This is a genomic window from Tetragenococcus koreensis (assembly GCF_003795145.1).
Taxonomy (GTDB): Bacteria; Bacillota; Bacilli; order Lactobacillales; family Enterococcaceae; genus Tetragenococcus; species Tetragenococcus koreensis.
Genome location: NZ_CP027786.1, coordinates 2,551,727 through 2,565,400, shown reverse-complemented (window position 1 = coordinate 2,565,400; position 13,674 = coordinate 2,551,727). Strand labels below are relative to the sequence as shown.

At 36.6% G+C, this 13,674-nt stretch carries 13 protein-coding genes; all 13 read right to left on the bottom strand.

What is annotated here, in order from left to right; all coding sequences use genetic code 11:
• Positions 1–2 precede the first annotated feature (2 nt).
• Entirely contained in the window at positions 3–284 is a 282-nt protein-coding gene (locus tag C7K43_RS12240; RefSeq protein WP_124007087.1) for a PTS sugar transporter subunit IIB, read from the bottom strand.
• 18 nt (positions 285–302) lie between these two features.
• A complete protein-coding gene (locus tag C7K43_RS12235; protein ID WP_124007086.1) occupies positions 303–764 on the bottom strand; it encodes a PTS sugar transporter subunit IIA in 462 nt (153 codons plus the stop codon).
• The gene (locus C7K43_RS12230; protein WP_226996667.1) at positions 761–1,615 is read right to left on the bottom strand and encodes a PRD domain-containing protein; all 855 of its coding nucleotides are present in this window, start codon (positions 1,613–1,615) and stop codon (positions 761–763) included. Before C7K43_RS12230 ends, C7K43_RS12235 begins: the two co-directional genes overlap by 4 nt.
• A gap of 210 nt (positions 1,616–1,825) precedes the next feature.
• Positions 1,826–2,437, bottom strand: a complete 612-nt coding sequence (locus C7K43_RS12225; protein WP_124007085.1) for an AAA family ATPase — start codon at positions 2,435–2,437, stop codon at positions 1,826–1,828.
• Positions 2,430–3,308, bottom strand: coding sequence for a class II fructose-bisphosphate aldolase (locus C7K43_RS12220; RefSeq protein ID WP_124007084.1), 879 nt, complete (start codon positions 3,306–3,308; stop codon positions 2,430–2,432). The genes C7K43_RS12225 and C7K43_RS12220 overlap by 8 nt, the downstream gene beginning before the upstream one ends.
• A gap of 12 nt (positions 3,309–3,320) precedes the next feature.
• Positions 3,321–3,734, bottom strand: coding sequence for a tetratricopeptide repeat protein (locus tag C7K43_RS12215; RefSeq protein ID WP_124007083.1), 414 nt, complete (start codon positions 3,732–3,734; stop codon positions 3,321–3,323).
• 25 nt (positions 3,735–3,759) lie between these two features.
• Positions 3,760–5,043, bottom strand: a complete 1,284-nt coding sequence (locus C7K43_RS12210; protein WP_124007082.1) for a PTS sugar transporter subunit IIC — start codon at positions 5,041–5,043, stop codon at positions 3,760–3,762.
• Between the two features lie 19 nt (positions 5,044–5,062).
• Positions 5,063–5,374 (bottom strand): PTS sugar transporter subunit IIB, encoded by a 312-nt coding sequence (locus C7K43_RS12205; RefSeq protein ID WP_124007081.1) that lies wholly within the window; start codon positions 5,372–5,374, stop codon positions 5,063–5,065.
• 15 nt (positions 5,375–5,389) lie between these two features.
• On the bottom strand, positions 5,390–7,471 hold the full coding sequence (locus tag C7K43_RS12200) for a BglG family transcription antiterminator (RefSeq protein WP_124007080.1): 2,082 nt from the start codon (positions 7,469–7,471) through the stop codon (positions 5,390–5,392).
• Between the two features lie 329 nt (positions 7,472–7,800).
• The gene (locus C7K43_RS12195; RefSeq protein WP_124007079.1) at positions 7,801–9,591 is read right to left on the bottom strand and encodes a heavy metal translocating P-type ATPase; all 1,791 of its coding nucleotides are present in this window, start codon (positions 9,589–9,591) and stop codon (positions 7,801–7,803) included.
• Positions 9,592–9,800: 209 nt separating this feature from the next.
• Positions 9,801–10,493, bottom strand: coding sequence for an N-acetylmannosamine-6-phosphate 2-epimerase (locus tag C7K43_RS12190; protein ID WP_124007078.1), 693 nt, complete (start codon positions 10,491–10,493; stop codon positions 9,801–9,803).
• Between the two features lie 232 nt (positions 10,494–10,725).
• Positions 10,726–12,294, bottom strand: coding sequence for an alpha-glucoside-specific PTS transporter subunit IIBC (locus C7K43_RS12185; protein WP_124007077.1), 1,569 nt, complete (start codon positions 12,292–12,294; stop codon positions 10,726–10,728).
• 16 nt (positions 12,295–12,310) lie between these two features.
• On the bottom strand, positions 12,311–13,645 hold the full coding sequence (locus tag C7K43_RS12180; protein WP_124007076.1) for a family 4 glycosyl hydrolase: 1,335 nt from the start codon (positions 13,643–13,645) through the stop codon (positions 12,311–12,313).
• Between the last annotated feature and the right edge of the window lie 29 nt (positions 13,646–13,674).

Sequence of the window (13,674 nt, the reverse complement as noted above, 5' to 3'; positions counted from 1 at the left end):
AGTTAATCCTCCTCAATTAAATCAATGATTTTTTGTAATTCTTCTTCTTGACCCATTCCTGTTAAAAATGCCACTCCATTAAACACAGGTATACCAAATTCTTCTTTTGATTTAACAATAGAAACATAGGCATCAGCGCTTTTTACATGATGTTTTAATGATTTAATGTCTACTGCTTCAACCTCTGCAGGTACTTTTCTTTCTTTTAATAATTTGGCAAGTTTTGAAGCTACCGTCTGCGAAGTCGCGACACCTGATCCACAAGCTACAATGATTTTTTTCATAACTAAATTCCTCCTGATTTATAAATTATTTTTTATTAACTCTACAATTGAATCTGCTGTTGCTGTGTTTTTATACTGTTTAATAAATTCATTTTTAGAAAAGCACTGCATTAAACTTGATAATAATCCTACTTGTTTTTTAGGTTCATTAATTCCTAAAACTAAGACATCTTTCACTGGAACAACAACATCGTCAGTTCCCATCTGATAAAAATTAATTTCTGTTGTTAACCGATAGATAGCAACAAAAGGCTTTTTTATATGAATAACGTCTGTATGCGGAATCGCTATAGTAAAATTATCTAGCTGTAAACCTGTAGGGTAAATTTTTTCTCTTTCAATAATTGCTTCTTCAAACGACTGTTCAACATAGTCCTTTTCTTTTAAATCATTGGAAACAACTCGAAAAAAATGTTCTTGACTACCTACAGCCAGGCTAAGATTGGTTAACTCTTTTTTAAAATTTTCCTTATAATTCATCTGCTTTCAACTCCGTTATTCATTATTCTGACCAAATGTAATAAAAGATAAAAATCTTCAAAGTTTTCAAATTCTATATTATGATCTATATAAAGCTGTTCTTTTATCTTATCGATAATTTGTTTTTCGCGAGGATACATCTCAAACGTCAGATCATAAATCTTCTTAAAGTCAGTATTTTGACTATCGCTTCTTTTAGACGTACTAGCTAGATTTCTTATCACAAAATATCTCAAGTGAATGATAAATCTAGAAAATGTTATTGTTTCTCTATCCATGACCTCGTTTGTTTCTTTTTCTATAATTTCTATTGTTTCATTTAAAATATCACTCAGCTCTACAACGTTTTTCAAAGAACCATTTTCTACCAGTCCATTCACAAAATGTAATGTAAAAAAAGATACTTCTGCGCTAGGCAATGCTAATTCAAATTCTTCCTGTAAATAGTTAATTGCCCATTCAGCTATTCTATATTCGGTAGGGTATAAATATTTTAGTTCGTAATGAAAGGGTTCTGGAATCTCAATATAATCTCTGTATTTTTCTTCAAGGAATTGAATGTGTCCAGCCAGCGACAAAATGAAATTACCAGTAAATTCTTTATCAAGAAATTCTTCTGCATGTACAGCAATTTCTTCAGCGATTTGCAAGCTTTTATCATCAATATCTTCAATTAATTCTCTTACTCCGTCTTGTTCTGGAACCATTTTATAAAACTTAACCTCTTGCTTATTCTCAACTACATCTCCCCTTTTTTTACCAAAACCAATTCCTTTTCCAACGACAATACATTCGTTTCCGTCATTATTTACTAATAAGGCATTTTGGTTTAATGATTGTACAACCTTCAAAGCTATCCCTCCTAACAAAAAAAGGCATGATTAAGTAACCCCTCGGGATTAACTTAATCATGCCTGATCAAACAGTTACACTGATATTTAATTTTTTTGTTATCGTTTACAAAGACATCATAATATGTTTACATCCATTAGTCAATACTTTTATTAGGAATAATAAAAAACTATTTTTATACATTCAACCTTCCAATTTAACCTACAAAACTACTTCTCCTCTAACCGACCCAAGTAACTCAACAACTCTCCATAATCTACCTGATCAAAATTTGTCACATCAAAATCCCAAACTTCACCTAAAGAAAACCGATCATACCCTCTATCACTAATAACTTTCCTAAATTCAGATTTAGTGATTAAATTATCTGCTTGTGTTCTATCTGTTAGTTCGTCGCCATAATGGTAATGAGACATAATATGGCTTAGATGCCGATCATTTTGTCGATCACGTATTTTTCTACGCCCCCACAATGTTTCAAATTCTGCTCTCAAACGAATCGTAATGGTCTGATAACCATAGTCTTCAGATAATTCCTTGAGCTGACCTTTTTGTTTATCAGAAAAAGGGTATTCAGAAAGAATAAACTGTTTGCCTAGCTGCATATAAATAGCTAGAATCCGATAGTAATTAGCCCAAACCTCTTCTTCTAATTTTGCTTTTTCGGCCAAATCATTAAACCCAACAGAATCTGCTAAGATTTCTTTCAATTCGTCTGGCGTGAGGATAAAAATCGAAGGCAGTACTTTTTGTATCTCATGGACTAAGTAACTTTTACCAGTTGCCGGACTCCCCGCGATTAAAATCAAATATTTATTCATCTGGGGTTCGACCTACATTCATAGGTTCGGCTAAGTTCATAAATAATCCAATCTTATGTTTAACTGTTTCTTTTACTTTCATATTTGCTGGAATAATATTGTGTCTTAATGATTTGTTTACTTCTGTTGCGCCAAAGCAATCTATAGCTTCTTGGGTCCAGCCAACTAACAGTTCTGTCCCTACATTAAATTTACGGATCCCGTTATTAATTAGCTCTGGGTAGTCTTCTTCTTTAACCCCAGTACCTCCATGAACGACTAAAGGTATAGCTACTTTTTCATGGATAGATCTGAGCAATGGAATTTTGACATCTGTTTTAGATTTGAATTGCCCATGATTGGTACCTATAGCTACGGCTAACGCGTCAACTCCGGTTTCTTTGACAAATTGCACAGCATCGCCTGGTTGCGTGTACATCTCTTCATCCAATGGGACAGAAATACCTTCTTCGGTACCGCCGATTGTGCCAATCTCGCCTTCTACCGATACTCCTCTATTGTGTGCATAACTTACTACAGCTTTGGTTTTCGCTATGTTTTCTTTAAAAGGCAGCGCGGATCCATCAAACATCACACTTGAATAGCCTGCATCAATAGCAGCCTTGATTTCATCAAAGTCCTTGGCATGGTCTAAATGCAACACCACATCGACCATTTCATTGTCGGCAAGCGCTCTTGCCACGGCAACAACCACAGGATAGCCGATATATTTAGCCGTATCTATACTTGTTTGAATAATGATAGGGCTCCCCATTTCTTTGGCTGCCCGGATCATTTCCGGCATCATTTCTAAATTATGCGCGTTAAATGCACCTATTGTCATATTCAATTCTTCCGCTGTCTGTGTTACTTCTTTTAAAGTTTTGTACATATTCAAGCTCCTTTATTTGTCTCCACTAATGGTTAATTTTTTTGCGACTGATCTCATTTCGTCCATTTTGTTCATATATTTATCAATTCCGGCATCATCGCCCTTTCTAGCTGCTTCTTTTCTCTTTTCATTGTATAAACTCATCAATTTTTTATAACCGTCACCCATTGATAATTTCAACTCCAAGCTTTTTTCTAAAGCAGGAATCGCTTCTTCATCATTTTTTTGGGAGTAGGCAAGACCTAACTCTTCATATAGTTTCGCCAGTTTATCTTGGTCCTCAGTGTCCTCAGCTTTAACAATTGCTGTTTTTTTCTCATCAATTGTTTGATCGATTTTTGTTTGTTCTTCTTCTGATAGAGCGGTCTCTTTCTTGTCAGATGACCGCTCTTTCGGTTCTTTTTTCTTTTTAAAAAAGTTAAACATTCTCCATTCACCTAATTTCTATATCCTAAAACATTCTCAAAATCGGACTCAAAATCCAAGCATATAATAGCGCGGCAGCAATCGTATCGACATCAGTAGCAGTAGCGTTGATAAAACCCATGCCTGTAAGAATAGTTACTAATAATGCCGGCAACAAAGTAATGAAAAAGCCATGGGCGATTCCACCAATGATTGCGCCTCGACGACCGCCAACAGCGTTTCCAAAAATCCCCGCTGTACCACCAGCAAAGAAATTAGTTAACATCCCAGGTAGGATCATCGCTAGACCAAATTGCGGCAGTATAAACATGGCAAGTACAGTTCCAATGGTGGTCGTAATAAAACCTAAAATAACGGCGTTAGGGGAATATGGAAAGAATACGGGCGCATCCAATGCAGGTACAGCATCAGGAACCAACTTCATAGCAATCCCCCGGAAAGCAGGGACAATTTCGCCTAACAATAAACGGACGCCTGCTAGTAAAACGTAAATCCCAACAACAAATTCAATCGCTTGCAAGAATGCATACATTAAATAATTTTGGCCGCCTGTATCTATAATGTCTGGACCTGCAAAAGCTGCAGTGACAATATACAAAGGAACCATAACCACCATTACTGATAGATAGGTATCTTGCAAAAATTCAAAAGAACTTGGTAAGTTGATATCTTCAATCGATTTTTTCTTTTCGCCTCGTTCGCCAAAAAGTTTCGCAACACCTGCTTCAAAAATATAACCAATGGTACAAAAGTGGCCTAAAGCAAGTTCATCAGAATCCGTCACTTTTCGGATAATCGGTTGCGCAATTGCTGGCATAGCAACGGCGAAAATCCTGCCGATTAAACCACCTACTAAAACTAAAACAATTCCGCGCAAGCCTACAAAGAAGCCGAAAATAGTCGTCATTGTGGCCATCCATAAAATCGCTTGTCCGGTTAAAAAGATATACTTCCAAGGGGTAAAACGTGCGATTAAAATATTAAACACAAAGATTGCTAAGAAAGTAAAGGCAATTTCTCGACCTAAACCTAATTCATTCATAGCTTGGCCGTTGATTGCTTCGATTGAAGGAACGATACCTTGCATATTGAATCCTTCAGTAAATATTTCGCCAAAATAAGTTAAACTATCAACAATAATGCTAGAACCTGCACTTAATACTTGAAATCCTAGTAATGTCTTCAGTGTGCCTGAAATAATTGAACCAACAGACTTCTTTTGTAAAATTAAACCTAACATGGCAATTAAAGCGATCGTGATCGACGCTTCCGTCAAGATGTTTTCAATAATAAAGTTAACTATCCTCATAAGTACTCATTCCTTTCATTTATTTTTCTAGGAATCCTTTTTCTTGTAAGACGGGTATAAGTTTTTCTTCAATTTCGGCTTTTGATACAATATTTCTTAAATAGATAATTGACGTTTTTTCATCGATGCTAAATTTTTGAAACTGTGATTCAAAATTTTGTGCTGTAATAATGACATCTGCATGGGAAGAAGCAGCTGTTGAAATATCCACATGGTCTAACTTCGCGTTAACATTATGCTTGTTTAACACATCTTCTGCTGACATTTGAGCTGCAAAACTACTCCCTAAACCTGCGCCACATACAAATAAAATTTCTACTTTTTTTGCCATTTTTTTCTTTCTCCTTTAATCGTTAAATAATATTTTTTTAAAGTCCTCAACCGTTGTTGCTTCATCTAACTGTTCCGTTTTTTCTTCATCATTAATCAACTGAACTAGATATTTCATAATGTTAAGATGTGAGAAAGAGTCTACAGCTGATAAGCAAAAAATAATTTTTACTGGATCATTTTCATCATGTCCAAAACGAACGGGCTCTTTGACTGTTGCTACACTTAATCCCAATTGATTCGCACCATCTTCAGGACGCGCATGGGCTAATGCTAAGTGCTTACCAATCACAATATAAGGCCCAAACTCATTCACCGAGTCGATCATCGCTTGTACATACTGTTGGGTGATTGTCGCATCTTGAACTAGAGGATCTGCGACAATTTTAATTAACTCCTGCCAATCTTTTGCTTCTGTTTGTAAAATAATGTGTTCATCTTCCAAAATGTCTTGAATCATAGGCTGTAACTCCCTCTTGTTAACTGAAAATTGGTTTTCTTTAAATATTTCTGCTAATTCTTCGTACGCATCTCTGGTCACATTTCCTACTTGACTATCAATTACTTGTAATAGCGAATGAAAAATGTGGGTCATATCTTGATAGTTGCTACTGATCCTTCGATATTCTTTATTCTGTTGCAAAAAGTTATGGATTAGCGCTTTGCTATCTTCTTTTATAATCGGTTCTAAAACCAGTAATGGTTTGTTCATTTCTTCAATTGGTACAGTTGAAAAAACCAAATCAGCATCTAGTTTTTCAATTAGCCCAATTTCACGTGAACTGAGTACGGCTAATACTTCAATATTGAATAACTCTTTAAGATTTTCCGATAAAAGCTTACCGGTAGCTGTTCCATGGTTACAAATGACTACTGCACGGTAATAATAAGTAACTTCTTGGTTTAACTCACTTAATGAAGTAGAAAAGTGAATCACCAGAAAAGCTAGTTCATCCTGTGATATTTCTTTGCCCGTTAACTGGTTAATAACAGGGGCAAAACTATTTACCGCACGATAAATGACGTCATAATTTTTTTGAATGTTTTCCTTCAAAGGATTAGCAAACTGTACATCATAACGAACGCGATTAAGCAAGCCAGCAATATGCTGGTACAACCCTTCTTGTAATACTTCTTCTTTTTTACTAAAAGGAATATGCGTCTGGTTTTCCACATGCTGAATTAACTGTATGGATAATAGTTGAGCTTGCACCCAATCAATTGAGGTACTCATATCTTGTTGATTAAGGGTTTCCAATATAAACGTTAAATAATTAAATTCATTTAGCGCATCTTGTATACTAAAATGATAAAAAACCGTTTCAACAAAGATTTCAATTGATTTGCTGGTATAAACGTTGTTCTTTAACCAGATGGTATTTTCTATTTTTTTCTGGTTAAGAAAACGAACGATACAGATACTGGTAAAAGTGACTAAATTTTTACGATAATAATTATCCTCACTGGCGGAGATACACGAATCATAAATACAATCAATTTCTGAGATCATAGTTATTGGGATATAACGGAAGATAATTTTTTGCTTCAGCGATTGATTTTTATATTGATCGGTTAATGAGACCGTACCAATCGCTTTATTAATAATAGAATAAAGCATGGTACGAATACTTTTTTCTTTTCCTTCTAAAATTAATCCTTCTTTAGGAACGCTTAAAACATTAACGCCATAGCCTTTTAATAACTCACGAAGCCGTCGCATGTCTTCATCAACCGTACTTTTCGAAACTTGATATTCTTCTTCTTTACGAAATAAAAAAATCTTCTTTTTAGCTAAACCAATGTCTAAAATCAAATCTAAAATCCGTTCCTCGCGGTTTAAAAACTCATTCTTTTTATCTGAGGCCAAAGTAGCAAGTACCGTTTCTTTCTCTTTTTTATTAAGCTGTAGTTTCAACCCCTTTCCCCTAAGCGAATAAACTTGCGGAAAACCTTGTTGCGATAAGTAAGCATTCAATTCATTAATTTCATTTCGCATAGTACGAGCACTTAATTGAAACGCCTCACTAAGCGTTTTCATACTGACCGGTAATTCCGCAGACACTAGCTTCCTTAATAACCTAGCTGTTCGATCTTTCATATCACTATCTCCTTGTATAAATAAATTATAGAGGGAAACGCCTTTTATTGTTAGTAGATATCTTTGCCACAACTCTTTGCAAAAAAGTAAGCGCTATATAAACAAAAAAACCACCTGAAATCATTTTAATTTCATGGTGATTTTTTTACTTGTATTTTGGTTTATTAAATAATTTTTATCCCAATTCATAAAACATAGTTCATACTAAAAAAACTTCCTATTTTTGGGATAAAGATGGTTCCTTAAATGTTTGATGAAACGATTAGCCCCTTCAATCAAAACATTCTGCTAAATAAAGTAAGTCTGATTAATGAAAGACCTAGGAAATTTCACCTCCTAGCCCGCAAAGCTGACAGGATGGAAACCGTATCTACGACTTCTTGCAAAGCAGCACCAATTAAGGCAGGAATAACCCCCGTTGCGGCAATTAACATTAAGCCAACACAAATAAAAATACCAATCAATACTGACTGTTGAGCAATTTTCATCGTGTCTTTTGATAAGCGAACGGCTTCTGATACCCGGCTTAAATCATCTTTTAAAATAACGGCATCTGCGCTTTCACTGGCTGCGGTTGCTCCATGTGCCCCCATAGCAATTCCAATATCTGCGACAGCTAACGCGGGAGCGTCATTGACGCCATCGCCCACCATAATTACAGGCCGTTGTTTTTCTTCTAATTTTTCTAATACTTGAATTTTATCTTCTGGCAGACATTCGGCATATGATTTTGTAATATTTGTTTTTTCAGCGATTTGATTGGCAACATTGGCGTGATCACCAGTAAGCATAACCGTATTGGCTATTCCCAACTGATGAAGTTGATCGACGGTTGCTTTTGCTTCTTGGCGTAAAATATCTTTAAAAGTAATTCGCCCAAGATATTTTCCATCCATCGCAAAATAAACGGCAGTTCCTTGTACTAGTTCAGTGGAATTCGCTCCTACAAAGGGCGCATTGCCTATCCGCAAGGTTTTATTATCCACGAGTGCTTCGATTCCTTGACCAGTAAATTCTTTTAGATTGCTAACCGACGACAACTTTAATTTTCGTTGTTTAGCTTCTTCTACGAGTGAGCGCGCTAAAATATGTGTTGATTCTTGTTCAGCACTAGCGATAAGTTTGAGTAATTCATCTGCTGTAAAACGATCATCAACGAATTTAATTTCATCAACAGCTAACCTGCCTTTGGTTAGTGTACCTGTCTTATCAAAAGCAATTGTTTTTGCTTTGGCTAATTTTTCAATCGCAGTCCCCGTTTTTACGACAATCCCATTTCTACTTGAGCGACTCATACCGGCTACTAAAGCCACTGGTGCAGCTAAAATTAACGGACAAGGAGAGGCAACAACTAAAACTTCAGCAAAACGAACTGGATCTTGCGATACAGCCCAAGCAACCCCGCCGATCAAATAAGCAACAATTGTAAAAGGAACAGCATAGCGATCGGCCAAGCGTACAAAGTGTGCCGGCTTTTGTTCCGACTCTTTTACCAATTTAACTAAAGTTTGATATTGACTATCATCCGCTTTTTTTGTCACTTTCATTTGCAATGCCATATCTTTAACGATCGTACCTGACATTAAACTATCACTCGTCTTTTTTTCAATTGGCTGAGATTCACCTGTCAGTGAAGATTCATCTACAAAAGTACTTCCTTTAACGATCGTACCATCGATAGGGACAACTTCACCAGGTTTGATCAAAAGTAAATCCCCCACCTCTATTTCATCAACATTCAAGTCCTCCAATTGATCATTTTTTATACGATGTGCTGTTTCTGGCGCATTTTCTAATAAGGAACGCAACTCGCGACTTGCAGAACGGCTAGCATAATCTTCTAAGCTATCTCCGCCGGTTAACATAATCAATACAACCAAACTAGCCCAGTATTCACCCACCAGCAAGGTTGCAATAATCGCTGTGATAGCTAACAGATCAACGCCATACTTGCCCGAGCGTAAGGTGCGAACCATACCAATAAACATAGAAATTGTCATGACTCCACCTGCCAAAGCAATAAGCAAAAAAGCCATTCGTGGTTGATTAAAGCCGAATTCCGTTATTAACGCTATAATACCAATTAAGACAGTGACTGAAAATTTTTGAAAATTACTCATTTTATTCCCTCCATTTTATTCAAATAAAGTTTACTGCTTAAATGGTTTAATTGAAAATAAGAACATTTAATTGAGAACGATAATCATTAATGAGTAAGTCGTAACTAACATTTTAATTATAATAGTTCTAAATAAAGTATCCGTTAATTTTTGAATCATTGGACAAAAGAAAAACGATCGAGCTAACGATCGTTTAACTCATCTATGTTTTAAGCTTGCAAAGCTGTAATAAAACGAGCTGCAATTTCTTTAGGTCTAGTAATCGCACCACCAACTACAATACTTGTTACACCCAACTCTTTAATTTCTTTTGCTTGGTCAGGTGTATGAATGTTCCCTTCTGCAATTACCGGAAAACCTTCTGCAACAAGATTTTTGATCAAAGGGATATCTGGCTTTTCCGACCCAACGCTTTCTTGGGTATAACCACTTAGCGTTGTGCCAACGAAATCAACGCCCGCTTTGATCGCATTGACTCCTTCTTCAAAAGTAGATATATCGGCCATCAATAATTGTTTAGGATACTTGTTTTTAATTTCCTGAATAAATTGCGTCACAGACTTACCATCATAACGTTCTCGTAGAGTACAATCAAGTGCGATCACTTCCACGCCTGTTGCAACTAATTCATCTACTTCTTTCATAGTGACAGTGATAAAAGGTTTTTGTGGTGGGTAATCTTTTTTGATAATACCAATCACCGGTAAACGAACCACTTCTTTAATTTCATTAATATCTCGAACTGAATTCGCGCGGATCGCTACCGCACCAGCTTGTTCAGCTGCTAAAGCAAAAAGCGGCATCACTCCGCCTTTTTCTGTATACATGGGTTCGCCTGGTAGTGCTTGGCAGGAAACAATCAGCCCGTTTTTCACTGCTGCAATAAACGCTTTTCTTTCCATCTTATTCAACCTCCAGTTTTATAAAATTAAGACTACAACTAAAATATAGCATACGCTTTTAAAAAAATAATAGCATTATTTTCTGACGTTATTACAGATAGCAAGAGAAGCTAATCATTAAAATTTTTTCAAATGAAACCAAAGTAATTGTGATTACTTAAGAACTGTCTCTAGAAAAAAAGAGCGATTCATTATCTTATTACAGACAATAAATCGCTCTTTTCAACATCTCTTACTCATCATTATCTACTAACTGATCAAAGCTTTCTCTAACTTGCGGCACATTCAAACCAACAATTATTTGGAAATATTTATTATTTCTGACGACGCCGTGCGCGCCCCAAGCTTTAAAGGCAGCATCATCTTGTACTTTCTTTTCGTCTTTGACGGATACACGCAATCTCGTCGCGCAATTGTTAACATTATCAATATTTTCAGCGCCACCGAGTGCTTCTAAAAACCCAAGCGCTTGATCGTGATAAAGGTCATCCTCATGACCGCTCTCTTGGTTTTTCTCCTTATAGTCAGCTTTGCTAAACAATGCTACCTCTTCGTCCGCACGTCCTGGCGTTTTGAAGTCAAACTTCAAAATTAAAAAACGGAAAACGAGAAAATAAATCAAGATAAACGCTAACCCGACACCCACTTGGATCACATAAGTTTGCCAGTGATTTGCTGCCATGGGAATCCAATTTTTAGTAATAATTTCAATCAAGCCGCCACCCATATCGCCAACGACACCTAGAGCATAGGAAGTCGTTGCTAAAATTGCTGCTAATACCGCATGAACAAAAAATAGTACGGGTGCAATAAATAGGAACGTATAATCAAACGGCTCCGTGATCCCAGCCAGTACAGCTGTAATTACTCCAGGTACAATTAAGGCTAAAACTTTTTTCTTATTTTCCTTTTTAGATGTGGCATAAAAGGCTAACGCAATGCCCGGAACACCAAATAAATTCGACAATCCTTGCAAAGCAAAACCACCCTCGGGAAACAGCGCTTTCAAAGTTTGCGAAGACGAAGCAAACTCTCTCAGATGTTCCATCCAATACAATGTCGTTCCACCTTCAACCACAGCAGGGCCAAATTGAAATGGCGCATAAATGAAATGATGTAGTCCAGTTGGTAGTAACGCTTTTTCCAAAAAAATATAAGTAAATACGCCAAAGTTACCAGAACGAACCATGAAATCTTGTAAAGATTGAACGCCCTGTTGAAAAATCGGCCAGATCCAGGAAAAGAGAAATGCCATAACAAACATCACGAAAAAACCAATCATACCAATTAAGGCTGAGCCTTGGAAAATCCCCAAATACTCAGGCAATTGCGTGTCGAAAAAACGGTTATGCAGGTAGATTACAATTGCTGCAATGATAATTGAACCAACAACGCCAGTATCTAGTGTTTTTACTCCACCAATCATTTTCAACCCTTCTCCAACTTGTTGGTCAAAGTCCACTCCAAAAGTTGAACCAAAATTTTCTAATATTTTAGATGTAAAGGTATTAAACGTCATGTAGAGGACAAATGATTCTAAGGCTGCTCGAGCATTAGCTTTTTTGGCTAGACCCAATGGCAAACCGATAGCAAATAGAATTTCCATATTATTGAAAACAGTCCAGCCGCCTTCTTCAATAATTTCCCATAATTTATTCCATAGCGTTCCTTCCTGAGCGATATTACCAACAATTACCGGATCATTCACCACAGATGCAACCGCAATCACAATTCCAGAAAAAACGAAAAACAAAACCGGAGTAAACATTGCACCGCCGAAACGCTGAATCTTTGCCATCATAATAATTTCCTCCTTGTTAATTCAACTCTGGCCAATACGCACCATTAGCTTCAATAAAGTCATCGAGAATTTGTTTTGCAGGATCTGCTGAATAAACCGTTTGGTTCAAAGTGAACGCCTGCAACGCTTTTTGATAAGAATGTTCAAAATAAGCGTCCACTAGTAATTTTTCCGCAGCATTTTGCGCTTCCATCAATCCTTTATGAAAATCATTGATTGCAAAACGTAAGGAAATTGGTTCAGCTCCGGTACGTCCTACATACGAAGGTACTTCCACCATGGCGTCATCTCGTAAATTGGGAATTGCGCCTTTATTGGGAACGATCAACATAAAACGATCATGGTTATCATTTAAAATAGAAACAGCCATATCCATGATATACTGCCCATGTTCACCAAAGTTAAAATCTAGAATTTCGCCCTTTTCTTGTTCACGAACTTTGCGAGCCATTTCCTTAGTATTTTTTTCACGCCCATCCATCACAATATTAGCACGGGTATAACTAGGATCTGTATGTTCAATGGTACGATTGGGGTACAAATAATATTCCAAATAATTATTTGGTAGATAACCTGGAAAGTTTTTAGTCATTAAACGCAGCATATCCCACGCTTCTTGCCACGTTTGATCGCCTGCATTAAAGTCAGCCACGTGCAACCTTTCTTGGTTCAAGCGTTCAAGAATTTCCGGTAAGATATCGCGATCGACAGATTTATCATAAATTGAGCTATACCAGCCAAAATGATTCAGTCCATAATACGTGGGAATCCAATTTTTACGGTCGTAACCATAATTAGTAGCAATCGTTTCTTCAATCGAAATAGTCATATCGCAAGCGTTTAACATTTTGACATCAGGAAACGCGCGTCTTACTGCTTCTGATACTAAGGTCTCTGGATTCGTATAATTTAACAACCAGGCATTTGGCGCATATTGATCCACATAAGACACAATTTCTAGTAAGCCTTTAATCGAACGTAAACCATAAGAAAAGCCGCCTAATCCACATGTTTCTTGCCCAACAAGACCGTACTTCATTGGAATTTTTTCATCAACTTCGCGCATTTTCATACCACCCACTCGAATTTGTGAAAAGATAAAGTCTGCTCCAGGAAAGGCATTTTGCGGCTCAGTCGTTTGAAAAAGAGTGACCTCACTTGCTAGTTTTTCTTTTTCCAACATATAACCAATAATTTCAAACATATCATCATTGCGTTCTTCATCAATATCATAAAGAGTCAACGAAGAAAAAGGGAATCGTTCTCTGCTTGAAATCATTGCTTGTACAATACCTGGAGTATACGTGCTTCCTCCGCCAGCAATTACTACGTTTAAATCATTTGTTTTCATAATTTATCCAACCTTTCTTTTTATTTCAC

What these genes read in the sequence shown, in the direction of transcription:
- C7K43_RS12240 (WP_124007087.1), bottom strand. Translation starts at nt 284, where the DNA reads ATGAAAAAAATCATTGTAGCTTGTGGATCAGGTGTCGCGACTTCGCAG.
- C7K43_RS12235 (WP_124007086.1), bottom strand. Translation starts at nt 764, where the DNA reads ATGAATTATAAGGAAAATTTTAAAAAAGAGTTAACCAATCTTAGCCTG.
- C7K43_RS12225 (WP_124007085.1), bottom strand. Translation starts at nt 2,437, where the DNA reads ATGAATAAATATTTGATTTTAATCGCGGGGAGTCCGGCAACTGGTAAA.
- C7K43_RS12220 (WP_124007084.1), bottom strand. Translation starts at nt 3,308, where the DNA reads ATGTACAAAACTTTAAAAGAAGTAACACAGACAGCGGAAGAATTGAAT.
- C7K43_RS12215 (WP_124007083.1), bottom strand. Translation starts at nt 3,734, where the DNA reads ATGTTTAACTTTTTTAAAAAGAAAAAAGAACCGAAAGAGCGGTCATCT.
- C7K43_RS12210 (WP_124007082.1), bottom strand. Translation starts at nt 5,043, where the DNA reads ATGAGGATAGTTAACTTTATTATTGAAAACATCTTGACGGAAGCGTCG.
- C7K43_RS12205 (WP_124007081.1), bottom strand. Translation starts at nt 5,374, where the DNA reads ATGGCAAAAAAAGTAGAAATTTTATTTGTATGTGGCGCAGGTTTAGGG.
- C7K43_RS12200 (WP_124007080.1), bottom strand. Translation starts at nt 7,471, where the DNA reads ATGAAAGATCGAACAGCTAGGTTATTAAGGAAGCTAGTGTCTGCGGAA.
- C7K43_RS12195 (WP_124007079.1), bottom strand. Translation starts at nt 9,591, where the DNA reads ATGAGTAATTTTCAAAAATTTTCAGTCACTGTCTTAATTGGTATTATA.
- C7K43_RS12190 (WP_124007078.1), bottom strand. Translation starts at nt 10,493, where the DNA reads ATGGAAAGAAAAGCGTTTATTGCAGCAGTGAAAAACGGGCTGATTGTT.
- C7K43_RS12185 (WP_124007077.1), bottom strand. Translation starts at nt 12,294, where the DNA reads ATGATGGCAAAGATTCAGCGTTTCGGCGGTGCAATGTTTACTCCGGTT.
- C7K43_RS12180 (WP_124007076.1), bottom strand. Translation starts at nt 13,645, where the DNA reads ATGAAAACAAATGATTTAAACGTAGTAATTGCTGGCGGAGGAAGCACG.